The 25,010-nt window shown below is 61.4% G+C and carries 23 protein-coding genes; 10 read left to right on the forward strand and 13 right to left on the reverse strand.

Annotated elements, in window-relative coordinates:
• The first annotated feature begins 220 nt into the window (after positions 1 to 220).
• From R1T40_RS11160 to pdeM, 10 genes are all read left to right on the forward strand, one after another.
• On the forward strand, positions 221 to 1,465 hold the full coding sequence (locus R1T40_RS11160; protein WP_317384147.1) for an AAA family ATPase: 1,245 nt from the start codon (positions 221 to 223) through the stop codon (positions 1,463 to 1,465).
• A gap of 30 nt (positions 1,466 to 1,495) precedes the next feature.
• Entirely contained in the window at positions 1,496 to 2,944 is a 1,449-nt protein-coding gene (locus tag R1T40_RS11165) for a CpaF family protein (RefSeq protein ID WP_106162070.1), read from the forward strand.
• Positions 2,944 to 3,912: a type II secretion system F family protein gene (locus R1T40_RS11170; RefSeq protein ID WP_317384148.1), complete on the forward strand. Its 969-nt coding sequence runs from the start codon at positions 2,944 to 2,946 to the stop codon at positions 3,910 to 3,912. Before R1T40_RS11165 ends, R1T40_RS11170 begins: the two co-directional genes overlap by 1 nt.
• A 10-nt stretch (positions 3,913 to 3,922) precedes the next feature.
• Positions 3,923 to 4,894 (forward strand): type II secretion system F family protein, encoded by a 972-nt coding sequence (locus R1T40_RS11175; protein ID WP_106162068.1) that lies wholly within the window; start codon positions 3,923 to 3,925, stop codon positions 4,892 to 4,894.
• Between the two features lie 11 nt (positions 4,895 to 4,905).
• On the forward strand, positions 4,906 to 5,511 hold the full coding sequence (locus tag R1T40_RS11180; RefSeq protein ID WP_317384149.1) for a tetratricopeptide repeat protein: 606 nt from the start codon (positions 4,906 to 4,908) through the stop codon (positions 5,509 to 5,511).
• A 32-nt stretch (positions 5,512 to 5,543) separates the two neighbouring features.
• On the forward strand, positions 5,544 to 6,395 hold the full coding sequence (locus tag R1T40_RS11185; protein WP_317384150.1) for a tetratricopeptide repeat protein: 852 nt from the start codon (positions 5,544 to 5,546) through the stop codon (positions 6,393 to 6,395).
• Between the two features lie 15 nt (positions 6,396 to 6,410).
• Positions 6,411 to 6,908 carry a prepilin peptidase gene (locus R1T40_RS11190; RefSeq protein ID WP_317384151.1) on the forward strand — a complete coding sequence of 166 codons (498 nt, stop codon included), beginning with the start codon at positions 6,411 to 6,413 and terminating at the stop codon, positions 6,906 to 6,908.
• Positions 6,909 to 7,066: 158 nt separating this feature from the next.
• Positions 7,067 to 8,374, forward strand: coding sequence for a P-loop NTPase family protein (locus R1T40_RS11195; RefSeq protein WP_317384152.1), 1,308 nt, complete (start codon positions 7,067 to 7,069; stop codon positions 8,372 to 8,374).
• 248 nt (positions 8,375 to 8,622) lie between these two features.
• Positions 8,623 to 11,040 (forward strand): ligase-associated DNA damage response DEXH box helicase, encoded by a 2,418-nt coding sequence (locus R1T40_RS11200; RefSeq protein WP_317386975.1) that lies wholly within the window; start codon positions 8,623 to 8,625, stop codon positions 11,038 to 11,040.
• Positions 11,037 to 11,723 (forward strand): ligase-associated DNA damage response endonuclease PdeM, encoded by a 687-nt coding sequence (pdeM, locus tag R1T40_RS11205; RefSeq protein ID WP_317384153.1) that lies wholly within the window; start codon positions 11,037 to 11,039, stop codon positions 11,721 to 11,723. The genes R1T40_RS11200 and pdeM overlap by 4 nt, the downstream gene beginning before the upstream one ends.
• 88 nt (positions 11,724 to 11,811) lie before the next feature.
• On the opposite strand, the gene folD is transcribed toward pdeM, so the two are convergent.
• The 13 genes from folD to tolQ all read right to left on the reverse strand — a co-directional run bounded on the left by folD (position 11,812) and on the right by tolQ (position 24,957).
• Positions 11,812 to 12,714 carry a bifunctional methylenetetrahydrofolate dehydrogenase/methenyltetrahydrofolate cyclohydrolase FolD gene (folD, locus tag R1T40_RS11210; RefSeq protein ID WP_317384154.1) on the reverse strand — a complete coding sequence of 301 codons (903 nt, stop codon included), beginning with the start codon at positions 12,712 to 12,714 and terminating at the stop codon, positions 11,812 to 11,814.
• A 44-nt stretch (positions 12,715 to 12,758) separates the two neighbouring features.
• The gene (locus R1T40_RS11215; protein ID WP_317384155.1) at positions 12,759 to 13,064 is read right to left on the reverse strand and encodes a chorismate mutase; all 306 of its coding nucleotides are present in this window, start codon (positions 13,062 to 13,064) and stop codon (positions 12,759 to 12,761) included.
• Positions 13,065 to 13,125: 61 nt separating this feature from the next.
• Entirely contained in the window at positions 13,126 to 14,802 is a 1,677-nt protein-coding gene (locus R1T40_RS11220) for a formate--tetrahydrofolate ligase (protein WP_106162060.1), read from the reverse strand.
• A gap of 183 nt (positions 14,803 to 14,985) precedes the next feature.
• Positions 14,986 to 15,567, reverse strand: a complete 582-nt coding sequence (locus tag R1T40_RS11225) for an MOSC domain-containing protein (protein ID WP_317384156.1) — start codon at positions 15,565 to 15,567, stop codon at positions 14,986 to 14,988.
• A gap of 55 nt (positions 15,568 to 15,622) precedes the next feature.
• On the reverse strand, positions 15,623 to 16,345 hold the full coding sequence (locus tag R1T40_RS11230; RefSeq protein WP_317384157.1) for a hypothetical protein: 723 nt from the start codon (positions 16,343 to 16,345) through the stop codon (positions 15,623 to 15,625).
• A 190-nt stretch (positions 16,346 to 16,535) separates the two neighbouring features.
• Positions 16,536 to 18,449 carry an ATP-dependent zinc metalloprotease FtsH gene (gene ftsH / locus R1T40_RS11235; RefSeq protein WP_106162057.1) on the reverse strand — a complete coding sequence of 638 codons (1,914 nt, stop codon included), beginning with the start codon at positions 18,447 to 18,449 and terminating at the stop codon, positions 16,536 to 16,538.
• Positions 18,450 to 18,538: 89 nt separating this feature from the next.
• Positions 18,539 to 19,819, reverse strand: coding sequence for a tRNA lysidine(34) synthetase TilS (gene tilS / locus R1T40_RS11240; RefSeq protein WP_317384158.1), 1,281 nt, complete (start codon positions 19,817 to 19,819; stop codon positions 18,539 to 18,541).
• Positions 19,810 to 20,664: a tetratricopeptide repeat protein gene (locus R1T40_RS11245; protein WP_317384159.1), complete on the reverse strand. Its 855-nt coding sequence runs from the start codon at positions 20,662 to 20,664 to the stop codon at positions 19,810 to 19,812. Before R1T40_RS11245 ends, tilS begins: the two co-directional genes overlap by 10 nt.
• Before the next feature lie 5 nt (positions 20,665 to 20,669).
• Entirely contained in the window at positions 20,670 to 21,173 is a 504-nt protein-coding gene (gene pal, locus R1T40_RS11250) for a peptidoglycan-associated lipoprotein Pal (protein WP_317384160.1), read from the reverse strand.
• Between the two features lie 103 nt (positions 21,174 to 21,276).
• The gene (tolB, locus tag R1T40_RS11255) at positions 21,277 to 22,602 is read right to left on the reverse strand and encodes a Tol-Pal system beta propeller repeat protein TolB (RefSeq protein WP_106162053.1); all 1,326 of its coding nucleotides are present in this window, start codon (positions 22,600 to 22,602) and stop codon (positions 21,277 to 21,279) included.
• The gene (locus R1T40_RS11260; protein ID WP_317384161.1) at positions 22,599 to 23,747 is read right to left on the reverse strand and encodes an energy transducer TonB; all 1,149 of its coding nucleotides are present in this window, start codon (positions 23,745 to 23,747) and stop codon (positions 22,599 to 22,601) included. Before R1T40_RS11260 ends, tolB begins: the two co-directional genes overlap by 4 nt.
• A 13-nt stretch (positions 23,748 to 23,760) precedes the next feature.
• Positions 23,761 to 24,258, reverse strand: a complete 498-nt coding sequence (tolR, locus tag R1T40_RS11265) for a protein TolR (protein ID WP_317384162.1) — start codon at positions 24,256 to 24,258, stop codon at positions 23,761 to 23,763.
• Positions 24,259 to 24,261: 3 nt separating this feature from the next.
• Entirely contained in the window at positions 24,262 to 24,957 is a 696-nt protein-coding gene (gene tolQ / locus R1T40_RS11270) for a protein TolQ (RefSeq protein WP_106162050.1), read from the reverse strand.
• Positions 24,958 to 25,010: the final 53 nt, after the last annotated feature.

The raw sequence follows: 25,010 nt of genomic DNA on the forward strand, positions 1-25,010 counted from the left end.
CAGCGACGTCTCCACCTACGGCACGGCTCCTTATTCCTGCCGCAAGGGTAACGATTTGTTAGGTATGTTTAACATTCCCTACAATCGGAGTTTTTTGGCCCCAATCTCGCCTATATTGAGAACGACACTGTTCCCATAAGCGCCGTGTACCTTGTGGTGGGGGCGGCGTCGGTCCAGCATCGGCTTTGCGCCGGGGCCGAACAATGTGGGGATACTGGCGATGACGAGTGGGATTTCGCAAACCGAGGCTGCGCCGATCGCAGCCTGTACGATAAGCCGAGACGTGCAACTCTTCGATCTGTTGATCGAAGACATGGAGGCGGTAATGGGCGAGGCCTGGGGCGACCTGGGCTTTACCGAAGCGCTGGCGTTTTTCTATCAGCCTGAATCTGCAATGGTTGAATTCGTGGCATTGGCTATGGATGCCGAGGACGAAGACAACCTGCCCCTGATGGGCGAAATCATCACGCAGGCCAAATCACGCGGCATCAAGGTTATCCTCGTGGCCGAAGACGTGACCCCCGCGGCCCTGCACAAGCTGCTACGCCAAGGGGCCGACGAATTTATCCCCTACCCGCTTCCTGAACAAGAACTGGCTGCTGCTGTTGATCGCCTGCGCGAGCCCGCAGCACCCGCGGCCCAGACAGCAACGCCGGCGCGGGCTCACAAACTTCAGGCGGACAGCCAGCGCGAAGGCGCGGTCATCGTCACCCAGGGCCTGGCCGGCGGGTCCGGCTCTTCAACGTTTGCGGTCAATCTGGCCTGGGAGCTGGCAGAGCTGAATGCCTCCGAGCGGCCCTCGGTCTGTCTGCTGGATCTCGATCTGCAGACCGGCTCCGTGTCGACCTACCTCGACCTTCCGCGCCGCGAAGCTGTGATGGAGATGCTCAGTGAAACAGAGGCCATGGACGAGGACATCTTTGGCCAGTCGCTGATTTCGTTCCAAGACAAGATGCAGGTCCTGACCGCCCCTGCCGACATGGTGCCCCTGGAGTTCATCACCCCGGAGGACATCTTGCGGGTGGTGGAAATGGCACGAAGCCACTTTGACTTCGTGGTCATCGACATGCCCCATACGATGGTGCAATGGACCGAAACGGTCCTGAACCTGGCGCATGTCTACTTCGCGATGATCGAATTGGATATGCGCTCCGCTCAGAACGCGCTGCGCGTAAAACGGGCGCTCCAGTCGGAGGATCTGCCCTTTGACAAGCTGCGTTTCCTGCTGAACCGCGCCCCGAAGTTCACCGATCTCAACGGCAAGAGCCGCGTCAAACGCTTGGCAGAGAGCTTGGGGATTTCCATCGACATCCAACTGCCCGATGGCGGCAAAAGCGTTCTGCAAAGTTGCGATCACGGTCAACCATTGGCGATTTCCGCGCCGAAGAACGCGTTGCGCAAGGAAATCGCCAAACTGGCGAAGAACCTGCACGAGTTGGGACGCGCTGAAGCAGAAGCGGCTTGATCGAGCGCGTGAACACCTGGGGGTATCAACATGTTTTCCAAGTATAAGAAACAAGCAGCCGCGCCAGCGGCGCCAAAACCTGCCGCCCCCGCATCCGTTGCCGGAGCGCCCCCCGCACAGGGGGTCAAGGCCATCCTGCGGCGTCCCGAGCAACGCGCTGCCGCCAGCGCTGCCCCGCAGCAGGACCGGGACCGCAAGCGCAAGGAGCGCCTGAGCGAAATCAAGATCGAGCTGCACCGCGAGCTGTTGGAAAACCTGAACCTTGCCGCGCTTGAAAAAGCTACAGAATCCGATCTGCGCAACGAGATCGCCGCGATCGCCAGCGAAGTTTTGCAGGAAAAGAACATCGTTCTGAACCGTGAGGATCGCCAGCAGCTCAACAAGGAACTCTACGACGAGGTGACAGGCCTCGGCCCGCTGGAAACCCTGCTCAAGGACGACAGCGTATCCGACATTCTGGTGAACGGTCCGCAGCAGATCTTTATCGAACGTGGCGGCAAGCTGGAACTCAGCGATGTGACGTTCAAGGATGAGCGACATCTGATGCGGATCATCGACAAGATCGTCTCCGCGGTGGGCCGGCGTGTCGATGAATCCAACCCCTATGTGGATGCCCGCCTTCAGGATGGCTCACGCTTCAACGCCATGGTGCCACCGGTCGCGGTGGACGGTTCGCTGGTCTCCATCCGGAAGTTCAAAAAAGACAAGCTTCAGATCGATGACTTGGTGAATTTTGGCGCATTCACCGAAGAGATGGCTGCATATCTGCAAGCCGCGGTTTCCACCCGGTTGAACATAATCGTCTCTGGCGGCACCGGCTCGGGGAAAACAACCACCCTCAACGCGCTGTCCAGTTTCATCGACAATGCGGAACGGATACTGACGATCGAGGATACCGCAGAATTGCAGCTGCAGCAGACCCATGTCGGTCGGATGGAAAGCCGCCCGCCCAACGTCGAGGGCAAGGGTGAGGTCAGCCCGCGTGACTGTCTGAAGAACGCCCTGCGGATGCGTCCGGATCGTATCATCGTGGGCGAGACCCGCGGCGCCGAGGTGATCGACATGCTGCAGGCGATGAACACCGGTCACGATGGGTCGATGACCACGATCCACGCCAACTCTGCCCGAGACGGGATTTCGCGCCTCGAAAACATGATCGCGATGGCGGGCATCGAGATGCCGATCAAGGCCGTGCGCAGTCAGATCGCCTCGGCTGTGAACCTGATCGTACAGGCCTCGCGCCTGCAGGACGGCTCACGCCGGATGACCTCGATCACCGAAATCACCGGCATGGAGGGCGATGTGATTTCCATGCAGGAGATCTTTCGCTTCCAGCGCGTCGGCCTGACGCCGGACAACAAGATCCTTGGCCATTTCACCGCAACCGGCGTGCGCAGCCACTACTCGGAACGGTTCCGTCTGTGGGGCTATGACCTGCCTGCGTCAATCTACGAACCCACTGTCATGGAGGCCCGCTGATGCAAATCGGAATTGAACCGCTCATCTACGGGCTGATCTTTGTCGGGGTTCTGGTGCTGGTCGAAGGCATCTATCTGGTCACCTTTGGCAAATCGATCAGCCTCAACAGTCGCGTCAATCGACGCCTCGACATGATGGAGAAGGGCGCCAACCGTGAGCAGGTGCTGGACCAACTTCGCAAGGAGATGCAGCAGCACCTGAAGTCCCAATCCATCCCGCTGTACTCGCTGCTGGCTGAACGGGCGCAGAAAGCCGCCATCGCGTTTACCCCAGTGCAACTGATCCTGGTGATGTGCGGGCTGGCGGCGCTGGCCTATGTCGGTCTGAGCGTCGGGACCCAAGCCGAGCCACCAGTGCGCGCCTTGGCGTCTGTTATCATCGGCGTGGGCGCGGTGTTTTTCTGGGTCAACTCCAAGGCCAAAAAACGGATGGCCATGCTCGAAGAGCAACTGCCTGACGGGGTGGAGCTGATGGTTCGATCACTCCGCGTCGGGCATCCGTTTTCGTCAGCCGTGCAAATTGTCGCCAAGGAAGTTGAAGATCCGCTGGCGACGGAGTTTGGCATCATCGCAGACGAATGCGCCTATGGGCGTGATGTTGGTGAAGCGCTGAAGGAAATGGCCGAACGTCTAGACATGCAGGATCTGCGCTTTCTTGCGGTGGCGGTGACCATCCAGCAGCAATCCGGGGGCAATCTCGCCGAAGTGCTGGCTGGACTGGCCAAGGTGATCCGTGCCCGGTTCCGCCTGTTTCGCCGCGTGAAGGCGATCACCGCCGAGGCGCAATGGTCCGGCAAATTCCTATCGGGTTTTCCGCTGGTCTGCCTCGTCTCCACGCTGATATCGGATCCGGGCTATTACGACAGCGTCATCGACCACCCCTGGTTCATACCGGCCTGTTTCGTCGTGGGTGGCATGCTCACGGCCAATCTGTTCGTGATGCGCGTACTGACCAATATCAAGGTCTGAGGAGACTTCCATGAACCCGCTGACATTCGCTCAAGACCTGTTGATCGCGCAGTTCGGGGAGTTCGGTCCGCTTCTGGCGGTCGGGTTCCTCGGCCTGGTGCTGGTCGCCGTGGCCGTTGGGTTGATCCTCAACCAACCCGAGGATCCGCTGAAGAAATTGCAGCGCAATCTGACCGAACAGGAGAAGACAAAGCCGCAGAACCAACGCCTGCGGCAGGCAAATCGCAACGAACAACTGCAGAAATTTGCGAACTTTCTGGAACCCCAGGACGCCGAAGAACTTTCGGCCATGGAGTTGAAGCTGCAACAGGCCGGTTACCAGTCGAAGGACGCGGTGCGCCTGTTCCACTTCGCACAGTTTGCCTTGGGTCTCATTGGCCTCGGTCTGGGCCTGTTTTACGTCCATGTGATGAATGCCGACGTGGAGTATAGCTCGCAGGATATGGCGCTGCGCATCATCGGGATGGGGGGTGCCGCCTATTTCCTGCCCCGCTACTGGATCACACGACGGGTCGAAGAGCGCAAACAGGCCATAACCCGCGCTTTCCCGGATGCATTGGACATGATGCTGGTCTGCGTGGAAGCCGGGCAATCACTGGATCAGGCGATCGTGCGTGTCGGACAGGAGCTGCGTTCATCCTACCCCGAGCTGGCCGAAGAGTTCGACGTGGTCGCCTATGAGATGAAAGCCGGCAAGGAAAAGGACAGGGTCCTGCGCGACATGGGCACCCGCTGCGGCGTACAGGATGTGTCATCCTTCGTGACGGTCATGATCCAATCCGCGGCCTTTGGTACCTCGATCGCCGAGGCGCTGCGGGTCTATGCGGGCGAGATGCGTGACAAACGCGTGATGCGCGCGGAAGAGGCTGCAAACAAGTTGCCAACCAAAATGACCCTTGCCACAATGGGGCTCACCGTGCCGCCTTTGCTGATCATTCTGGTCGGTCCTTCGGCACAGGGCATTGCAAACTTGGGAAAATAGGCCAAGCCATCATGATATTTCGGATCAGGCGCACCCATCTTTTCCGCCTGGTCTCACCCGCGGTCGCCGCCAGTGCTCTTGCTCTGGCGGCGTCTTGCGTGTCGGGACCAGGCAACGGGCTCGCTCCCATCGCAGCGGATGGCACCTGGGCGCCGGGCGTGGACACGCGCGCTGACGGCGTAAGCGGACTGGATGTCGGCCACCGGCTGATGGCCGCAGGGCAATACGAGCTGGCCATCGACGCCTTCAACCGGGCGGCATTGGAAGACGGGCTTACGCCACAGGTTCTGTCCGGATTGGGGTCCGCCAATCTCGGCCTTGGTCGCCTTGGCCAGGCCGAGGCCCTGCTGCGCCGCGCCATCAAGGAAGAGCCCCAATGGCCACAGACGCTGAACAACCTCGGCACCGTCCTGATAGAACAGGGAAAATACGCCGAAGCGGAACAGATCCTGCGACGCGCCTACGCATTGGACAATGGCCAAAGTGACGCAATCCGCGATAATTTGCGGCTCGCTATCGAAAATCTTGACAACACAGGGCATAGTGGCGCCAACGGCGCGCAAGATAAACTGGTGCGACAAGGTGGCGGTCTGTACCGCATCGAAACGACACCATAGCGCCAGAGGCAGAGCAGAGAAGGACGCAAAAAATGCGCCATTTGGGACTATTGTCCGCAGGGCTGTTCGGGGCGCTGATCCTGGCCTCCTGCGCCAAGGAAATCGACAAAGATGCCGTCGAACGTGCGCTTCAGGACGTCAACGTCATCGACGAAAGCAACCTCAACAGCGTCGTTCTGAGCAGCTCAGATCCCAATGAGGCTGTCACCTATTTCCAGCGCAGCGTGCAGCAATCTCCTGATCGGATCGACCTCAATCGCGGGCTTGCCGGTTCTTTGATCCGCGCCAAGCGCTACACCGAGGCCGCTGCCGCATGGCAGCGTGTGGTGGACCTTCCGGAGGCAAGCAGCGATGATCATGTGGCGCTTGCAGATGCGTTGATCCGAAACAATGACTGGGACAAGGCGCGCGAAGTGCTCGACACGGTGCCGCCGACACATGAGACCTTCAAACGGTACCGTTTGGAGGCGATGATCGCCGACTCCGAGCAGGACTGGAAAGCGGCCGACAGTTTTTACGAAACGGCGGTTGGCCTGACCACCAAACCCGCTGGCGTGTTCAACAACTGGGGCTATTCCAAGCTAACGCGCGGTGACTACACCGGCGCAGAACGTCTGTTCGGCGAAGCACTCCGGCAGGATCCCAACCTGTTCACTGCCAAGAACAATCTGGTTCTGTCGCGGGGGGCGCAGCGCAACTACAGCCTGCCCGTGATCACCATGACCCAGACCGAGCGCGCGAAGCTGCTGCATACGATGGCACTTTCTGCGGTCAAACAGGGCGACGTCAGCACCGGGGAAGGTCTGCTGCGCGAAGCGATAGACACCCATCCACAGCACTTTGACGCAGCCGCCCGCGCATTGGAAGCGCTCGAAAACGGCTGATCGGGAGCCTTTGTGATGCACTTCCCCTCTCAGGCCGCCCTCTGGTTCCTGCCCTTCGTTCTGCCGCTGTGCTATGCCGTTGCGTTGACTGACCTGCGCGGCATGCGCATTCCGAACTGGGCGGTGGACACTCTGGGAGGGGTCTACATCGTGCTGGGGCTTCTGGTCATGCCAACCTGGGCGGATTACGGCTGGCAACTGCTGCATCTGCCCGTCGGTATCGGCATCGGGTTCCTCTTCTATGCCGGCGGCCTGATTGGCGCAGGAGACGCCAAGTTCGCAGGCGCCGCCGCACCCTATGTTGCCTTTGCAGATATCTCGCTGGTGATTATGCTCTTTGCCGCCATCTTGCTGGCCGGTTTCCTCTCCCATCGCGTCGCCCGCCACACCGCCTTGCGCCGCCTTGCGCCGACCTGGAAGAGCTGGGATGTCGGCAGCAAGTTCCCGATGGGTCTTTGCCTCGGCGCGACATTGGCGGTGTATCTCGGCCTCGCGGCATTTTTCGCGCCCTGACCGCTCCGGCCCCATTCGGGTGTCGTTGAAACTCTGTCCGGGTTTTCGCGGAATTGATGCAAGCCTGCCGTGGTCTTGCCACAGTATTGAATAGTCTCTTTGCAAAGATACGTGCGGGCGAAACTCCGTCCGCACCTTGCGAAAAGGCCGCTTGCGACATGAACATGCAGACCCCGACTGTCACCGCGCCCCCGCCCCCCAAAGGCCTGGGAGAGATGAAACTACCGCTGGTGATGATGCGGGACATCCTGCTGAAGACGATGTTCCGCAAGACGCTCGACACGGTGACAGATCTGTCGGAGGCGATCTGCCTGCCCGGGTCCGTCACACAGGAGCTGGTCGACCTCGCCCGAGATCAGAAGTTGCTTGAAGCAACCGGCACGCTCAATGCCAATTCTGGCAACGAGATGGGCTATCAGCTGACCGATGCGGGCCGGGCGCGGGCACTGGATGCGCTATCACAGTCAGAGTATTTTGGCGCCATGCCGGTGCCGCTGGATGTCTACCGCGAGCAGGTGAAACGGCAGTCCATCCGCAACATTCGGGTCTCACGTCAGCAGCTCACGGCCGCCATGGGGCATCTGATCCTGCCCGATAGCCTGCTCGACCATCTTGGGCCCGCTGTCAGTGCAGGTCGCTCGATCCTGATGTATGGTCCACCGGGCAACGGAAAGTCCTCGATCTCCAACGGCATCCGCGACGCCCTTGGCGACCGGGTCTATGTGCCCCGCGCCATCGAATACGCCGGTCAGGTGATCACGGTCTACGATCCCATCGTCCACACCGCCATCGCGCCAGAGGTCGAAGACCCCAATGCCCTGCGCAAGCACCGTCGCTTTGACGAACGCTATGTCTGCTGCGAGCGGCCCACCGTCGTCACCGGCGGTGAATTGTCCTTGTCGATGCTGGATCTGGTCTACAACCCGACCGCACGCACCTATCAGGCGCCGCTGCAGCTGAAATCCACCGGCGGCATCTTCATCGTCGACGACCTTGGACGTCAGGCCGAAAGCCCGCAGGCGCTGGTCAACCGCTGGATCGTTCCGCTGGAAGAGAGCAAGGATATCCTCGCCCTGCAGTCGGGAGAGAAATTCGAGGTGCCCTTTGACACGCTGGTGATCTTTTCCACCAACTTCCATCCCAACGAGATATTCGACCAGGCGGCGTTGCGGCGGATCTTCTTCAAGATCAAGATCGACGGGCCGGATCAGGAGAACTTCCTGAAGATCTTTGCCCTCGTTGCCCGCAAGAAGGGCGTGCCCCTTGATGAGGCCGCGCTGGTGCATCTGTTGAAGACGAAGTACCCGACCATCAACAATGTCTATGCCAACTACCAGCCAGTGTTCCTGATCGATCAGATGATCTCCATTTGCGAATTCGAGGGCATCCCCTATCAGATGTCACCGGACCTGATTGATCGCGCTTGGGCCAACATGTTTGTGAAAGACGAAACCATCGTGAAATAGGCCCGCCCGCAGCGTGCGTCTGTTTCCATCTGCGCCTGTCGCAAGGGTGCTCTCCCGCCCGTCGCCGGATCATATCTGATCCGCTCCCGTTGGGCCGGGCACCGCGCCACGGCACGGTGCCGGAGCATGCCGCGACGGCGGGAAACAGCTGCCGGAGCGTAGCGCCAGCCGGTCCGTCAGAGGACGGTAGTGCCTCCTTTCTCCATTTACTCTGTTGCTGCACCGCATGATTGGACTAAATGGGGAACATGCACGATCTACCACAACAGATTCTATCCTGGTTCGCGACCCGAAGCTGGTCGCTCCACCCGCACCAGCAGGACATGCTGGCGCGCAAGGACGCGCCCGCCACCCTGCTCATTGCCCCGACCGGTGGCGGCAAGACCATGGCCGGGTTCCTGCCCACGCTGGCAGAGCTGGCCGATGGCAGTCACGCGGGGCTGCACACGCTATATGTTTCCCCTCTCAAAGCGCTGGCGGCGGATATCAAGCGCAACCTCACCGGTCCGGTCGCGGAGATAGGCCTGCCGATCCGCATCGAGGACCGCACCGGCGACACGCCCTCCTCACGCAAGCGGCGCCAGCGGGCCGACCCGCCACATATCCTGCTGACCACGCCGGAAAGCCTCGCGCTGATGGTGTCCTATGAGGATGCCGCGCGCACCTTCAAAGGATTGCAGCGGGTCATCGTGGACGAGGTACATGCGCTGGCCGAAAGCAAGCGCGGCGATCAGCTGATGCTGGCGCTGAGCCGTCTGCAGGCGCTCTGCCCCGATCTGCGCCGCGTCGGACTGTCGGCCACGGTGGATGACCCGGCGGCGATCGCAAACCGACTGGCGCGCCATCCAGACCCCTGCCCGATCCTGATGGCGGATCCCGGCCCCGCGCCTGATATTCGCATGCTGGAGGTCTCCGATGCCCCTCCCTGGGCGGGCGGCGGTGCGGCGTATTCCATTCCCGCCGTGCTCGACCAGATCCGCCAACACACCACCACACTGATCTTTCACAACACCCGTGCGCAGGCAGAAATCTTCTTTCACAACCTGTGGCTTGCCAATGACGAGGGACTGCCCATCGGCATTCACCACGGCTCACTCGACCGGGTTCAGCGCGAACGGGTCGAGGGTGCCATGGTGCGTGGAGAATTGCGCGCGGTGGTCTGTACAGGGTCGCTCGACCTCGGCATCGACTGGGGCGATGTGGATCTGGTGATACAGATCGGTGCCCCCAAGAACGTCAAGCGGCTGGTACAGCGGATCGGCCGCGCAAATCACCGCTACAACGCCCCCTCGAAGGCCTTGCTGGTGCCCGCAAACCGGTTCGAGGTGGTCGAATGCCGCGCGGCACTGGAGGCCGCACGTGCGGGCGAGCTCGACGGAGATCCCCTGCCCCCCGGTCCGCGAGACGTTCTGTGCCAACACGTCCTGATCGCCGCCTGCGCCGGACCGTTTTCCGCCGATGACCTTTATGCCGAAGTTACCGGCGCAGGCGCCTATGCTGCACTCTCTCGCGCCGCTTTCGACGCCTGTCTCGAATTTTGTGCCACCGGTGGCTATGCCTTGCGCGCCTACGACCAGTGGCAGCGATTGTTGCAACGCCCTGATGGGCTGTGGCAATTGCGCGATCCCCGCGCGACGGCGCGCATCCGCATGAATCTCGGCACTATTCAGGACACCGACACGCTCAAGGTGCGCCTGCGTCGTAGCCGCGGCGGCAAGCCGCTGGGCGAGATCGAAGAGGGATTTGCCGCCACGCTCACCGCCGGAGATACCTTCCTGATCGCCGGCCAGATCGTGCGCTACGAAGGCCTGCGCGACATGACCGTGGAGGTCACCCGGAATGCGGCGAAAAAGCCCAAGGTTGCCACGTTCAACGGCACGAAATTCGCCACCTCCACCCAGCTCTCGGACCGAATCTTGCGCATTCTGAACCAGGAGCACTGGCCGGAGCTGCCCAACCACACCGCCGACTGGCTGGCGCTTCAACGCCGGGTCTCGCACATGCCGCGCGCCGGTCGCTTGCTGGTCGAGAGCTTCCCCCACGACGGGCGCGAACACATCTGCGCCTATGGGTTTGCGGGCCGCAATGCGCAACAGACGCTGGGCCTGTTGCTGACCAAACGGATGGAGGAGCTGGGGCTCGACCCGCTGGGTTTTGTTGCGACCGACTATGCGACGCTGATCTGGGGGCTGGAGCGGGTCACTGATCCGCATGCGCTGTTCGACCTTGACGCCCTGCGTGACGGGTTAGAGGGCTGGCTCGCCGAGAATGCGGTGATGAAACGCGCCTTTCGGTCCGCCGCAACCATAGCCGGGCTGATTGAGCGCAACACGCCGGGGCAGCGCAAATCGGGCCGTCAGGCGACGTTTTCCTCCGATATCCTGTATGACACGTTGCGCAAATATGACCCCGATCACCTGCTGCTGGACATCACCCGCGAAGAGGCGCTGCGTGGCCTCGTCGACTTTGGCCGTATCGAGGAGATGATGTCCCGCGTCGGTGATCGCGTCGATCTGGTGCGGCTGTCGCGGATATCCCCACTGGCGGCCCCGCTGCTGCTGGAAGTCGGCAAGATCCCGATCAAGGGCACAGGGATTGAACGCCTGATGGCGCAAGAGGCCGAGGCACTGATGCAGACAGCCGGTCTTGTGGATCTGGCGCAATGACGTCATCCCCTGAACTCGTGCTGAATGCCACTCCCATAGGCTTTGACTTCACCTTTCGCGGTGCCCGTTTGACCGCGCTCGCCGCTCGCGCGCTCTGGTGGGGGGCTGAGACGACATTGGTGGTCTCCGACCTGCATCTGGGAAAATCCGAACGTGTCGCGCGCCGCACCGGCGTCTCTCTGCCGCCCTACGAGACCCGCGATACGCTGGACCGGTTGGAAACATTGATTGCAGCCCTGTCCCCCACGCGAGTCATCTGCCTCGGCGACACGTTTGACGATGATATTGCCGCAAGCAGTCTGACCACATCCGACAGGGCACGGCTGCAGGCCCTGATGCAGGGGCGGCACTGGATCTGGGTCGAAGGCAACCACGATCCCGCGCCCCCCACACTGGGGGGCGACCCCGTGGCGGAGCTCCGACTCGGAGCGCTGGCCTTCCGCCATATCGCGTCACCAGATGCAGTCGGCGAAATCAGTGGCCACTACCACCCCAAGGCCCGACTGCGCGGTCAGTCACGCCCGGCCTTCCTGCTGGACAAGAGCCGCCTGATCATGCCGGCCTTCGGCACCTATACCGGCGGGCTGCGCAGCACCGACGCGGCGCTCACCGCGCTGATGGACAAACAGGCCCTGGCCATTCTGACCGGCGCGCGGGCCCTGCCCTGCCCGATGCCCCGCTAACGCAAGAACGGCGCGCCTGATCGGGCACGCCGTTCCTTCATCTTTTCAAAAATACCTCCGCCGGAGGCCGCGACGCAGCAGCGTCGCTTCAGGCGGTCAGCCCCTCGGGCTCGGCTAGGTTGTTGGCCCGGCAGCAGGCGGTCACGGTATTGGCCAGCAGGCAGGCGATGGTCATCGGACCCACCCCGCCGGGCACCGGCGTAATCGCACCGGCACGCGCGGCCGCACTCTCGTAATGCACATCACCAACAAGACGGGTTTTGCCCTCGCCCTTCTCTGGCGCATCGATCCGGTTGATACCGACGTCGATTACGGTGGCACCTTCCTTGATCCAGTCGCCCGGCACCATTTCGGGGCGCCCCACGGCGGCCACAACGATATCGGCGCGGCGCACCACATCCGGCAGGTCCTTGGTGCGCGAATGGGCAATGGTCACGGTGCAGCTGTCGCCCAGCAAAAGCTGCGCCATCGGCTTGCCGACGATGTTGGAGCGACCGATCACCACCGCATCCATGCCAGAGATCGAGCCGTGATGGTCACGCAGCATCATCAGGCAGCCCAGCGGCGTGCAGGGCACCATGGATTTCTGCCCGGTTCCCAGCAGGCCCACGTTGGAGATGTGAAACCCGTCCACATCCTTAGCCGGCGCGATCGAGTTGATCACCAGATCCTCGTCCAGATGCTTCGGCAGCGGCAGCTGCACCAGGATGCCGTGCACGGCGGGATCATTGTTCAACTTGTCGATCAGAGCCAGCAGATCCGCCTCGGAGGTGTCCACATCGAGCTTATGCTCGTAGGAATTCATACCAACCTCGGTGGTCTGCTTGCCCTTGGAGCGCACATAGACCTGGGACGCGGGATCTTCCCCCACCAGAACCACCGCCAGACCGGGGGTGATGTCGTGCTCTGCCTTCAGACGCGCCACATGTTCGGCCACCTGGCCACGGACCCGGGCCGCAAAGGCCTTGCCGTCAATGATTTTTGCTGCCATCGCTTTATTCCTTGTCTCGGTGCACACCCCGGCGGGGGCGCGGCTCAAGTCTCCGGGATGTCTCGCGCCTCGCGCGAAATCGACCAATCCACCATATCGCGCCAGATGCCTTCGACCAGATTGGGGTCCAGCCCCTCGGCCTCGGCCGTCCGGCACGCATTGGCGATGACCTCCTCCACCCGGGACTCGATCCGTGCCGGCCATCCGTTGGCCTGCTTCAAGGTCACAGCGCGATCAATATAGGCCACGCGATCCCGAAGCAGCTTCACCAGTTCCACGTCGATCGCATCGATCGCCTGACGCAGTTCGGACATGTCGGCACAGTCTTGCGGCGGTTTGCGGTCGGTCATCTGTTTCAAACTCCTACGGCCCGGGGAACCTCCCCGGGCCGCAGATTGCCTATTTCGGGCCTTAGAACAAGCCTTCGATCAGACCTTCTTCGTTCAGGCGGATGCTTTCCGACGCTGGCGTGCGCGGCAGACCCGGCATGGTCATGATCTCACCGCAGACAACCACGATGAAACCGGCACCCGCCGAGAGGCGCACTTCGCGTACCGGCACGGAGTGGCCGGTTGGCGCGCCGCGCAGGTTGGGATCGGTGGAGAAGGAGTACTGGGTCTTCGCCATGCAGACCGGCAGATGACCGTAGCCCGCATCTTCCCATTCTTTCAGCTGGTTGCGGATCTTCTGGTCGGCCAGAACCTCGTCGGCGCGGTAGATGCGCTTTGCGATGGTTTCGATCTTCTCGAACAGCGGCATCTCGTCGGGGTAGAGCGGACCGAAGTTCGCGGAGCCACCTTCAACCAGTTCAACCACTTTCTCCGCCAGCGGTGCGGAACCTTCGGAGCCCAGTTCCCAATGGCGCGACAGGACCGCGTCAACACCGTGGGTGGCGACATATTCCTTGACCGCGTTGATTTCCGCCTCGGTGTCGGTGACGAAGTGGTTGATTGCCACAACCGCCGGCACGCCGAAGGATTTCACGTTCTCGATGTGACGACCGAGGTTGGCGCAGCCGTTCTGCACCGCTTCGACATTTTCGGCACCAAGGTCGGCCTTGGCAACGCCGCCGTTCATCTTCATCGCACGCACGGTGGCCACGATCACCACAGCGGAGGGCGCAAGACCAGCCTTGCGGCATTTGATGTTCATGAACTTCTCGGCGCCAAGGTCAGCACCAAAGCCCGCTTCGGTGACAACAAAGTCGGCGACTTTCAACGCAGTCTTGGTCGCGATCACCGAGTTACAGCCGTGAGCGATGTTGGCAAACGGGCCGCCATGCACGAAGGCCGGGTTGTTTTCCAGCGTCTGCACGAGGTTCGGCTGCATGGCATCCTTCAGCAGCACGGTCATCGCGCCTTCGGCCTTGATGTCGCGGCAGTAGACGGCGGTCTTGTCGCGGCGATAGGCCACGATGATGTCGCCGAGACGCTTTTCCAGATCCTTGAGATCGTCTGCAAGGCAGAGGATCGCCATGACTTCGGACGCCACCGTGATGTCAAAGCCGGTCTCGCGCGGGAAGCCGTTGGACACGCCACCGAGGGAAGCCGTGATCTGACGCAGGGCACGGTCGTTCATGTCGACCACACGACGCCATGCGACGCGGCGAATGTCGATGTCCAACTCGTTGCCCCAGTAGATGTGGTTGTCGATCATGGCCGACAGCAGCGAATGGGCAGAGGTGATGGCGTGGAAGTCGCCGGTGAAGTGGAGGTTCATCTCCTCCATCGGCACGACCTGTGCGTGACCACCGCCAGCAGCGCCACCCTTCATACCGAAGTTCGGGCCGAGGGAGGCTTCGCGGATGCAGACCATCGCGTTCTTGCCGATACGGTTCAGGCCATCGCCCAGACCCACTGTGGTGGTGGTCTTGCCTTCGCCCGCGGGTGTCGGGTTGATCGCGGTCACCAGGACCAGCTTGCCGTCTTCGCGGCCCTGCACGGAGTTGATGAACTCCTGGCTCACCTTGGCCTTGTCGTGGCCGTAAGGCAGCAGATCTTCGTTCTTCATGCCCAGTTTGGCGCCGACCTCCTGGATCGGGAGCTTGTTCGCCTCGCGGGCGATTTCAATGTCACTCTTGTAGCTCATGGCCTGGTTCCTAAGTGTCGAGTTGGCAGGGGCCGGCAACGGGCACCGGTACTTCCCTACGCTTATCCCGTCATGAAAAACACGCGCCCCTAGTTTCCGACATAATTGCGCTTCAGAACGTCGTCAGCGGCATTCGAAGGCCCGCGATCAGGCCCTGAGGCAGAATATTCTTCCACGCATAGCTCAGTGCGCACCACCCCAGCCGCGTTGAGCGGGCACATAGAGGCGCAAAATGTCGCCCAGCCTGACCTGCCCCGGACGTTCCACCCAAGCGGTGATTCCCCGCCTGTTGGCCGCCGCCGTCTTGAACTTTGGACCATAGCCCGCGTGATCCTTCTCGATCTCGCGTCCCGGCAAGATGCAGGGGCGATTCTCCATATCGACGGTCAGGGTCACCCCTTCCGCCCCCTGCAGGCGCGCAGACGGGGGAACGAATGTAAAATCGGGAATACCACGGACCACCATGGTCGCACCAAGATGGCGTGGATCAACCCGATCCAGCCCCATATCAGCCGCGATAAGCGCCAGCTCTTCTTCCGACAGGATGGTCATCTGACGCACGTTGCGAATTTGGGTGCCCGTCTCGTAGAGGTTCTTTACCCGCACACAGGAGGCGCGCTCTGTGCCCTCATGCCGTGCGCCGGTGATCCCGTGAAACCCCAACTCGAGCGCCTCACACGCCTCGGCCTGGATGCCGCTGTCGGCCGGCACCATGCCAAGCCAAGTGATTTCGCCACTGAATTCGGTTTCTGTAAGGACAGGCATGTCATCGACTTTCTGCGCTGGAAGGGAGCGCGCAGTCTAGCCGATCACACCTCGGTCACAAGTGCGATCCGGCCAGATGATCCCGGCGCACACGTGCCTCAAGCAAACTGATTGCCCAGACGATCACGACCACGGCAAACAATTCGAACAGCTCTTCATATATCATGGCGGTAGCCACCGTTTGTGGATCCAGTGTCAGACCAAAATCGGCCAGTTTGCGACCGATGCCATCCAGGCTCTTGGCGACGACCAAAAGCCCCAGCGCGCCGCAGCTGCACCAGGCCCAAGCTGCCCCGTGCCGGACCTCAGCCCAGAGCACCGGCAGATTGCGCCTGCACAGGCGCCAAGCTACGGCCAGCACCATCAGGATCACCACAAGTCCCACGATCTTTTGCCAATATGGCGCGTCGCCAGAGTACAGCCGCAGTTGCAGGATACCCTCGTCGAGAAAGCGTTTGTCGAAATCCATCTCCCGACTGAACAGCAACAGGAACAGCGCGAGTATCTGCCATTGCGATCCAAACACGCGTCCCGGCGCGAAATAGATCACCATGATCGCGCATAGGCCCCAAAGCACGGCGGAGGCCACCTCGACCGGTCCCCCCTCGTGCAGAGCGGCGCTGAGAGGGCTGTAGTAGACCTGCGCAACCCAGACCGCAAAGCCACCGCAGAGGGTCGCCAGAGCCGCAAAAACCAGCGGCGCAGGAATGCGCGGCGCGAATATACCCGCTTCAGGCATGAGGGGAGCGGGCGACAGATCAGTGAAAGGAATACGCACGACGGCTCCCGGGGTGGTGACAGATGCTGCCTATATCTGAACGCGGGCAAGTGCGATCAAGGGGGACATGACATTTTTACGACACGGCCGGAGCGTCGCCCAATCCTTTGATACATAAATTAAAAAAGCCGCAGAGAGATGCTGCGGCTTTTCTTCAACTGTAAGAACGTGGCGGAACGCCTGGGCCCTATCAGGCCGAAGGTTCGGGTTCCATATCGCCGTCCGGCGGCGATTTCTTCGACTTTGCTTTCGGGATCGCAGTGATCGAGGTCGCGCCGGAATCCGCGTCGTCGTCTGCATCATCGTCGACCTGCGGCGGCTCGCCGTTCATGACGCGCTTGATCTCTTCGCCTGTCAGGGTCTCGTACTCCAGAAGACCTTCAGCAAGACGCTCCCACTCCACCTTTTTATCCTGCAGGATCTGATAGGCCTGCTGATAGGCGTTTTCGATGAAGGTGCGCACTTCCTCTTCGATCAGCTCTTTGGTGTTGGCAGAGACGGAGAACCCACCGGTATTGCCGGAATAGCCCTCATGCGCTTCGGCGTAGTCGATATTGCCGACCTTGTCGGACATGCCCCAGCGCAGCACCATCGCACGCGCGAGCTGGCTGGCCTGTTGGATATCACCTGCCGGACCGTTGGACACGTGGCCCTCGCCGTATTTGATAATCTCTGCAGCCTTGCCAGCCATGGTCATTGTCAGCTTCTGTTGGCATTCATCCTTGTGCCAGTTCAGCCGATCCATCTCTGGCAGTGAAACAACCATGCCGAGCGCGCCGCCACGAGGAATGATGGTGGCCTTATAGACCGGGTCACATTCGGGCAGCATCAGACCGACCACAGCGTGGCCCGCCTCGTGATAGGCTGTTTTCTCTTTCTGATCGGCGGTCAGCACCATGGAGCGGCGCTCCGCCCCCATCATCACCTTGTCTTTCGCGTTCTCGAAATCTTCCATGGTGACAAAGCGGCGTCCCACACGCGCGGCCATCAACGCCGCCTCGTTCACAAGGTTCGCCAGATCGGCACCGGAGAACCCGGGCGTACCACGCGCGATGATGCGCAGATCCACGTCAGCGCCCAGCGGAGTCTTGCGGGCGTGCACGCCGAGGATCTTCTCGCGGCCTTTGATGTCAGGGTTGCTGACGGTCACGTTGCGGTCAAAGCGGCCAGGACGCAGCAGCGCCGGGTCAAGCACGTCCTTGCGGTTTGTCGCCGCCAGAATGATCACGCCCTCGTTGGCCTCAAAGCCGTCCATCTCCACCAGAAGCTGGTTGAGTGTCTGTTCACGCTCGTCGTTGCCACCGCCATAGCCGGCACCACGATGACGGCCCACGGCGTCGATCTCGTCGATAAAGACGATACAGGGCGCGTTCTTCTTCGCCTGTTCGAACATGTCGCGCACGCGGCTGGCACCGACGCCTACGAACATCTCGACAAAGTCGGACCCGGAAATGGTGAAGAAGGGCACACCCGCCTCGCCCGCGATGGCGCGCGCCAGAAGCGTTTTACCCGTGCCCGGAGGGCCCACCAGCAACGCACCTTTGGGGATCTTGCCACCAAGACGAGAGAACTTCTGCGGGTTGCGCAGGAATTCCACGATCTCTTCCAGCTCTTCCTTGGCCTCGTCGATGCCCGCGACGTCGTCAAAGGTCACGCGGCCATGCTTTTCGGTGAGCATCTTGGCCTTGGACTTGCCAAAGCCCATGGCGCCGCCTTTGCCACCGCCCTGCATGCGGTTCATGAAATAGATCCAGACACCGATCAACAGCAGGAACGGCAGAAGGGTCAGCAGGAAGGACTGGAATGTCGACTGCTGCTGCTTTTCCGCGCGGATGGGGATGTCTTTGGCGATCAGCATTTGGGTGACTTCGGCATCGCCCGGTTTGATCGTCGTATAGCTCTGACCGTCAGAGGTGGTGTAGCGGACCTGCTCGCCATCCAGCGTCACGGTACTGACCTGACCGTTGTCAACGGCGGTCACAAATTCCGAATAAGTCTTCTCGCGGCTCTGAAGTGTGCTGCCGGACCCGCTGAACAAATTGAACAGGGTCACGACGAGCAGGAACAGAACTACCCAGAAGGCGATATTGCGTGCGTTGCCCAAAATGGCTCTCCCAAGAATTCCAAGGACGCCACGGCTCTAGCACGCGACGACCATCAGTTGCACCTAAAATAAGGATGATTTGGTGAGGTTCAATGCGATAACGACCGCGTCGCCCAAGTCTCCGACAGTCGCATTGCCGCAGTTGACCAGGCGGACGATTGCTCTAGGGGCGGAACAGCGATCAATTCGCCTCCCTGCCAGACGGCAGGCAAAGGTTTTAAGACCTCTCGGGGCACCGCATGACGGCGCCAATCTTCCATCAAACGAAGCCCATCGTCACCAAGTGCGCGCAGTTTTGTGTCGTGAGGAATGTTGGGGGGGACGCTCATTTTCCAGGCATTGTCCCACACCACATCGCTGCGCTGCTCAGAGACATGTTCGATGCATGTCTCGCGCACGGCCTCATATTCCCGACACACCCAGATTCGGTCGGATTTCACCAAGAGCTGACACCCCTGCAGCGTGAGACCACGCCCCTCTCGAAGCGCATGGCACGCATCCAACAAGGGCGCCCGCCGCGGCGGGTAGTCAGCACCACTGACGTAAGTGATCGCTGAGACCAGCAGCCGCCGTGCGACCTCGTCCTGAAGATCATGAAACCCTGCACGATCAAGCACTACCGCCCCCAATCGAACCTGTCCCAGCTCTGCCGCCGCAACTCGCATGGCGTGATTCAGCGCCGCGTCCGCCATCCGCATATTGTCCGCAACGGCGGTCAGCGCATCAATGGTCAGTCCGAGCGGCTCCAACGCCGTCAGCGCCTCGCGCACCCGCACCCGTTCGAACCGCATATCATTGTTTGAAGGGTCGTCGATCCAGGGAATGCTTCGATCCGTCAGATAGCTGCGCAAGTCCTTTCGGTGCACGCGCAGCAAAGGACGAAGCAGCTCGATACCGTCTCGCAGGTGCCGGACCGACATACCCGACAGGCCGGTCACCCCCGACGCGCGGCGCAGACGCATCACCAGGGTTTCAGCCTGATCATCCGCCGTATGCCCGACCGCCACCGCCTGAAGACCGCGCGCTTTGGCCCACTGAGCAAGCAAACGGTATCTCGCCGCACGGGCTTCACCTTGCAGATTTCCGCTCTCGGCAGGGGAGTGCCATGTCAATATGTCATGCTGAAGACCAAGTTCGGCCGCGCGGGCTGCGACGCATTCGGCTTCCTGGCGTGATTCGCGGCGCAAACCGTGGTCGACGGTGGCCACGTACACCTCCGTCTCACTGGTCCGAGACATTGCGTTGAGCAAATGCAGGAGCGCCATTGAATCGCTGCCGCCTGAGACGGCAACGCCCAATTTCTCTGGTAGGGTTCCGAGGCGGGCCCCGATCTCTGTGATCAAGGCCTCTTCTGTTGGGATCAGGAGCACGCCAGCGTGGACCGCTCCGCCTCTGCAGCGGTCACTGCGGGATCATTTGGAAAGCGAACTGCAACCTCCGCAAGGGTGATGCAGGCTTGATCGACCTGCCCCAGACGCCCCAGCGCGGCCCCGAGTTCGAACAGCGCTTCAGGCGCGATCGTGCCAGAGGTATCACCGGTAAAGGCGGCAAGATAGGCGCGTGCGGCCTCTCGGGTGTCCCCCAGCCCGTCCAGCGCCTTGCCCCGACCAAAATCAACCTTGGCCGTCAGCGGGCTGCCCGGATAGGCCTCCTTGAATGTGGCGAACTTGTCGGCGGCAGCTTGATAATTCTGACCGTCCAGATCTCCCATCGCGGCCTTGTAGTCGGCCTCTTCGCCAATGGCGAGCTCACCAGCGCCTTCGATGACGGCATCGCCGTCAGCGGGCACCGGCGTCTGGCCCAGCCCAACCGCTGCTTCGCCGGCGATCTCACCGCCCAATGTCGTTGTCTCACCCAGCGTGGAGAGATCCCCGCCTTCCAGCTCAACAAGGCGGAACTCAAGATCCCCGATCCGGTTGGTGCCATCTTCCACGATGCGTTGCACACGATACTGCAGCTCTTCGGTCTTGGAGGTCAGGCGCTGCAACTCCGCCTCGATCGCGGTCACGCGATCCAGCACCGAGGTTCCTGCGAGAGATGCCGAAGGTGCGCCTGTGGTGGACAGCTCTCGGTTGAGGCGCTGTACTTCCACATGCAGGACCGTAAGCTCCTGACGGATATCCGCCAAGGTCTGCTCCCGCTCCTGTGTGACGCCGGGAACGGCGCTGACCGCAATCAGCGCCGTTGCGAGGAAAAACTGCCGCAAGCCCTTCATCCGCGTCAGCTCACTGCGCCGCCCGCCAGCACGGTCACCGCGCGACGGTTCTGATTGTAGCAGCTCTGTGCCGAACAGATCTCGATGGGACGTTCTTTGCCGAAGGATACGGTCTGGATGCGATTGGCCGCGACGCCTTGGGAAATCAGGTATTCGCGTGCAGAATTGGCACGGCGCGCACCAAGTGCAAGGTTGTACTCACGGGTGCCGCGCTCGTCCGCGTGGCCCTCGATGGTCACAACATATGAAGGGTTTGCATTGAGCCAGCGCGCCTGACCGTCCAGCACGGTGCGACCCTCGGGCGAAATGCTGGACTGGTCCACCAAGAACAGCACGCGATCCCCGATCGCCTCGCGGAAGTAGGCGGGGCTGGACGGGTCTGCCGTGCTGCCAACGGCGCCGAGGCCGGCGCCGCCACTGCCTGCGTTGGTGTCATCCCAACGTGCATCGGAACAGGCTGCAAGGGCCAGGCCCGCAACCAAGAGAATAGCTTTGTTGATACCGCTCATCTGAAATCGCCTCGTGTGATCGGACATTTCTTGCCGAAGTGTTAGCATGTTCTGCCTGACCGCGCCACGGGCTTGAAGCCCCCGCGCCCGATCAGACGGTTTCTCATTTCTGCAACGGCGACCAGGAAGGGTCCGACGCGCCGTCTGGGGTTTGTACGGGTTTCAGGTTCCGCCCGGAAATATCGACAGAGTAAAGCCGCGCCTGGCCACTCGCGCCTTGGGTTTCGCGGGTGAACATGATCACCCGCCCGTTCGGAGACCAGGTTGGCCCCTCGTCGAGGAAGGACGCGGTCAACAACCGCTCTTCGCTGCCATCCGTGCGCATGACGCCAATATGGAAACGCCCGGCATTCTGCTTTGTGAAGGCAACATAGTCGCCGCGCGGAGACCAGACCGGCGTGCCGTAACGCCCCTGCCCGAAGCTGATCCGCTTCGCCTCGCCGCCCGAGGCCGGCATCACATAAAGCTGCGATGTGCCGGAGCGATCACTTTCGAAGACGATTTGGCTGCCGTCCGGCGAAAAGGACGGTGCCGTTTCGATCGAAGGTGCGCTGCTGAGACGCTGCGTGTTGCCAGAGTTGATATCCATCGAGAACAGATCGGTATTGCCGCCAGCGGACTGGGAATAGACGATGGTCTGACCGTCGGGCGCAAATCGCGGTGCGAAGCTCATGGTGCCATTTCCCGCCGACAGGATGCGGCGCTGCACTTTGCCGACATCAAGCACATGGATCTGCGGAAAGCCGCTCTCATAGCTGGTATAAAGCACCCTGTCGCCCGTGGGAGAGAAACGCGGTGCAAGAACAATGGATTCGGAATTGGTCAGATACTGCACGTTGGCGCCGTCATAATCCATGATCGCCAGCCGCTTCTTGCGGTTATCCTTCGGGCCAGTCTCTGAGACAAACACGACGCGACTGTCGAAATAGCCCCCCTCACCTGTCAGACGCGCGTAGATGGTATCGGCGACCTTATGGCCGATGCGTCGCCAGCCGTCCGTGGTGCCCGACAGTTGCAGTCCGGACCCCAGCTCTTGTCCCGCAAACACATCGTAGGCGCGGAAACGAACAGTGATCCGATCACCGGATAGGCTGACTGCGCCGGTAATCAGCGCCTGCGCGTTGATCGCCTTCCAATCGGTGAAATTCACCGCCGCATCAAAATCGCTGTAGGGCGAGATATAGGCGGATTTGGGAATCTCTCTGAACAGGCCGGAGCCTCTTAGGTCATCTGCAATCACCCGGGCGATATCCGCCGCATATTGTGACGCGGCTGGCGTGTCAGCGATGAAATCCGGCGCCGCAAAGGGGAGCGGTTCGATCACGCCATCTGTAATTTCGATCCTGAGCGGCCCATCCTGCGCCTGAACCGCCCCGACGGGCAGCAGCATCGCAAGGCCAAGGAGTACTGTTGCAATCGCGTTTCTCATCTGATCCGCATTCCTTCGGGATTAAATGTCATCTCAATATCACGCCATTGCGCAAATTTGTCAGCCGGAAGATCAAAACCTCTTGATCCGCAGCGGATGATGGCGCGGCGCGCGGCCTCATAGGCCTGTTTGGCGGAACTGTCGGACCCACCGGAGCTGGACAGCATGCGAATGGAGCCAATGTCTGGAACTCCCTCGCGTGAAAGTGTGACGCCCACAACGACTGAGGTACGAAGCGCTTCGCTGGACAGCGATCCGACGTTCCAGCATTGCGAGACTGCGATCCGCAGCGCATCTTTTTCTCCTCGTGTCATCGGCGGGCCGGATGGTTCCGGTGCTTCGACTTCTCCGCTCCCTGCCAAGGCCTCTGCAAGAGCGTCGTCCACAGCAGAACTCTCCACCTCGGGGTTTGGTTCCGGCGCGGGGTCGGAATTTTCTTCGGCTGTTGCCGTTTGGGTTTCCGGCGGTTGCTCTGGTTCCGGGCTCGGGCGCGCCGGGCGTGTGAGCGGCCGAACGCTCGCCAACGGTGCGGTCGGCTCTGCGTCGTCCGCCTCTGCTTCGGTCACGATCCGGTCGCTTGCCGCTTCCGGGGCGGTGGCCTCCTGCACCGGCTGGTTGGCATCAGCCCCCTCATCCGGCGCAACCTCTTCCTGTGCCACATCATCGACTTGCGTATCCGGTTCCGGCGCCTGGACAGGTTCCGGCGCAACCCGATCCGTCTGCTGCGCAGTCTCAGGCTCCGCAGTTTGCGGCAGATCGGTCACGATTTCGGGCACGTCGGGCGCATCCGGCACGATGCTTGGCACCTCCGGCGTCGGTTCTGGCGCTGGCGGTTCAGGCTCGGCCTCCTCGACAGGTGTTTCAATCGGCTCTGGCGTCGCGGGAGGTGTCTCCGGCACTGGCGTCGGGCGTTCAGGAATGGCAGGCGTCGTCTCGGGCTCAGGCGGCACCTGCGGCGCCACTGGATCCTCTGCCACCTCGGGCGCGGCCTGCTGTTCGCTCAGCCGCGCAAATTCCTCAGCGGAAATGATCGAAACATCCTGGCTCTGGAACGGCAACGGCTCAGCATTGAACCACCCCCCCACGAGCGCCCAGGTTATCAGGATCCCATGTCCTGCTACGGAGATTTTTGTGCCGGTTTGCACATTGGCCCCCGTATCACTCGCCCTGCGGGGCGGTCGCAGAGGCCGGACGACCATCGAGCGCAGGCCCGCCGGTATCCGTCACCAACCCGACATTGGCAAAGCCACCCGCATTGAGCGCCCCCATCACCTGCATCACATCGCTATAGGCGATAGCGCCGTCAGCACGCAGATAGACACGATCCGACGTCCGTTCGGATGCAATGGCACGCAGCCGCGCAACCAGATCCTCCCGCGCCACGGGCGTGGTCTGGATCTGAATTTCGCCGGCAGCGGTCATGGTCACCGTCAGCGGTTCCTCTTCTTCCCCCGGCAGCGCGCCTGCGGCAGTTTTGGGCAACTCGACTGGCACGCCAACCGTCATCAACGGCGCAGCCACCATGAAGATGATCAGCAGCACCAGCATCACGTCCACAAAGGGCGTGACGTTGATCTCTGCCATCGGCCGTGCGCGAGAACGCCTCCGTCCCCGCCGACGCCCGCCGCCGTCCTTTTGTTGAATGGCTGCTCCCATGGGTCAGCTGTCCATTTGACGTGAAAAGATGGTCGCGAATTCATCGGCAAAGGCCTCATAGCCACCAATGATCCGATCCGAGTCCGCCGAAAGCTTGTTATAGAAGATGACGGCGGGGATCGCCGCAAGAAGGCCAAGGCCCGTTGCCAGCAGCGCCTCGGCGATCCCGGGTGCCACTACGGCAAGGTTGGTATTCTGCTGCTCTGCAATCTCGATGAAGGCGTTCATGATGCCCCAGACTGTCCCGAACAGACCAATGAATGGCGCCGTGGAGCCGATGGTTGCCAGAATTTGCAACCCACTCTGCAGCCCTTCGCTCTCTTTGGAGATCGCCACATCCATGGACCTGTCGATGCGCGCCTGTGCGCCGGGGATCAACGCGCCATCGGTGCGATGACTGCGGCGCCATTCCGTCATGCCAGAGGCAAAGATCCGCTCCGAATGCCCTGAAGGGTCCGGACCGATCTCCTCGTAGAGCTCGTCGAGCGGATTGCCCGACCAGAATGCCCGCTCGAAGATCTGCGCCTCGCGACGCGCGACGCGGTAGGTGATCAATTTCTGCAAGATGATCGCCCAAGACCAGATCGAGGCCCCGATCAGCATGATCATCACGAATTTAACGGTGAGCGTCGCACGTGCGAACAGCCCCCACATGGAGAAATCAATCTCCTGTGCCAGTGCCAGAGTTTCTGCTTCCATCTGCCTGCTCTATCGCCAGTTGCCGCGTCGTTTGTGGCGCGCAGCCTAATTTG

The organism is Tritonibacter scottomollicae (assembly GCF_032924845.1).
Lineage (GTDB): Bacteria > Pseudomonadota > Alphaproteobacteria > Rhodobacterales > Rhodobacteraceae > Epibacterium > Epibacterium scottomollicae.

What these genes read in the sequence shown, in the direction of transcription:
- pdeM (WP_317384153.1), top strand. Translation starts at nt 11,037, where the DNA reads ATGACGTCATCCCCTGAACTCGTGCTGAATGCCACTCCCATAGGCTTT.
- R1T40_RS11160 (WP_317384147.1), top strand. Translation starts at nt 221, where the DNA reads ATGACGAGTGGGATTTCGCAAACCGAGGCTGCGCCGATCGCAGCCTGT.
- tolB (WP_106162053.1), bottom strand. Translation starts at nt 22,602, where the DNA reads ATGAGAAACGCGATTGCAACAGTACTCCTTGGCCTTGCGATGCTGCTG.
- pal (WP_317384160.1), bottom strand. Translation starts at nt 21,173, where the DNA reads ATGAGCGGTATCAACAAAGCTATTCTCTTGGTTGCGGGCCTGGCCCTT.
- R1T40_RS11200 (WP_317386975.1), top strand. Translation starts at nt 8,623, where the DNA reads ATGCACGATCTACCACAACAGATTCTATCCTGGTTCGCGACCCGAAGC.
- R1T40_RS11165 (WP_106162070.1), top strand. Translation starts at nt 1,496, where the DNA reads ATGTTTTCCAAGTATAAGAAACAAGCAGCCGCGCCAGCGGCGCCAAAA.
- R1T40_RS11195 (WP_317384152.1), top strand. Translation starts at nt 7,067, where the DNA reads ATGAACATGCAGACCCCGACTGTCACCGCGCCCCCGCCCCCCAAAGGC.
- tolR (WP_317384162.1), bottom strand. Translation starts at nt 24,258, where the DNA reads ATGGGAGCAGCCATTCAACAAAAGGACGGCGGCGGGCGTCGGCGGGGA.
- R1T40_RS11220 (WP_106162060.1), bottom strand. Translation starts at nt 14,802, where the DNA reads ATGAGCTACAAGAGTGACATTGAAATCGCCCGCGAGGCGAACAAGCTC.
- R1T40_RS11180 (WP_317384149.1), top strand. Translation starts at nt 4,906, where the DNA reads ATGATATTTCGGATCAGGCGCACCCATCTTTTCCGCCTGGTCTCACCC.
- R1T40_RS11215 (WP_317384155.1), bottom strand. Translation starts at nt 13,064, where the DNA reads ATGACCGACCGCAAACCGCCGCAAGACTGTGCCGACATGTCCGAACTG.
- R1T40_RS11170 (WP_317384148.1), top strand. Translation starts at nt 2,944, where the DNA reads ATGCAAATCGGAATTGAACCGCTCATCTACGGGCTGATCTTTGTCGGG.
- tolQ (WP_106162050.1), bottom strand. Translation starts at nt 24,957, where the DNA reads ATGGAAGCAGAAACTCTGGCACTGGCACAGGAGATTGATTTCTCCATG.
- folD (WP_317384154.1), bottom strand. Translation starts at nt 12,714, where the DNA reads ATGGCAGCAAAAATCATTGACGGCAAGGCCTTTGCGGCCCGGGTCCGT.
- R1T40_RS11190 (WP_317384151.1), top strand. Translation starts at nt 6,411, where the DNA reads ATGCACTTCCCCTCTCAGGCCGCCCTCTGGTTCCTGCCCTTCGTTCTG.
- R1T40_RS11245 (WP_317384159.1), bottom strand. Translation starts at nt 20,664, where the DNA reads ATGAAGGGCTTGCGGCAGTTTTTCCTCGCAACGGCGCTGATTGCGGTC.
- R1T40_RS11185 (WP_317384150.1), top strand. Translation starts at nt 5,544, where the DNA reads ATGCGCCATTTGGGACTATTGTCCGCAGGGCTGTTCGGGGCGCTGATC.
- R1T40_RS11225 (WP_317384156.1), bottom strand. Translation starts at nt 15,567, where the DNA reads ATGCCTGTCCTTACAGAAACCGAATTCAGTGGCGAAATCACTTGGCTT.
- R1T40_RS11175 (WP_106162068.1), top strand. Translation starts at nt 3,923, where the DNA reads ATGAACCCGCTGACATTCGCTCAAGACCTGTTGATCGCGCAGTTCGGG.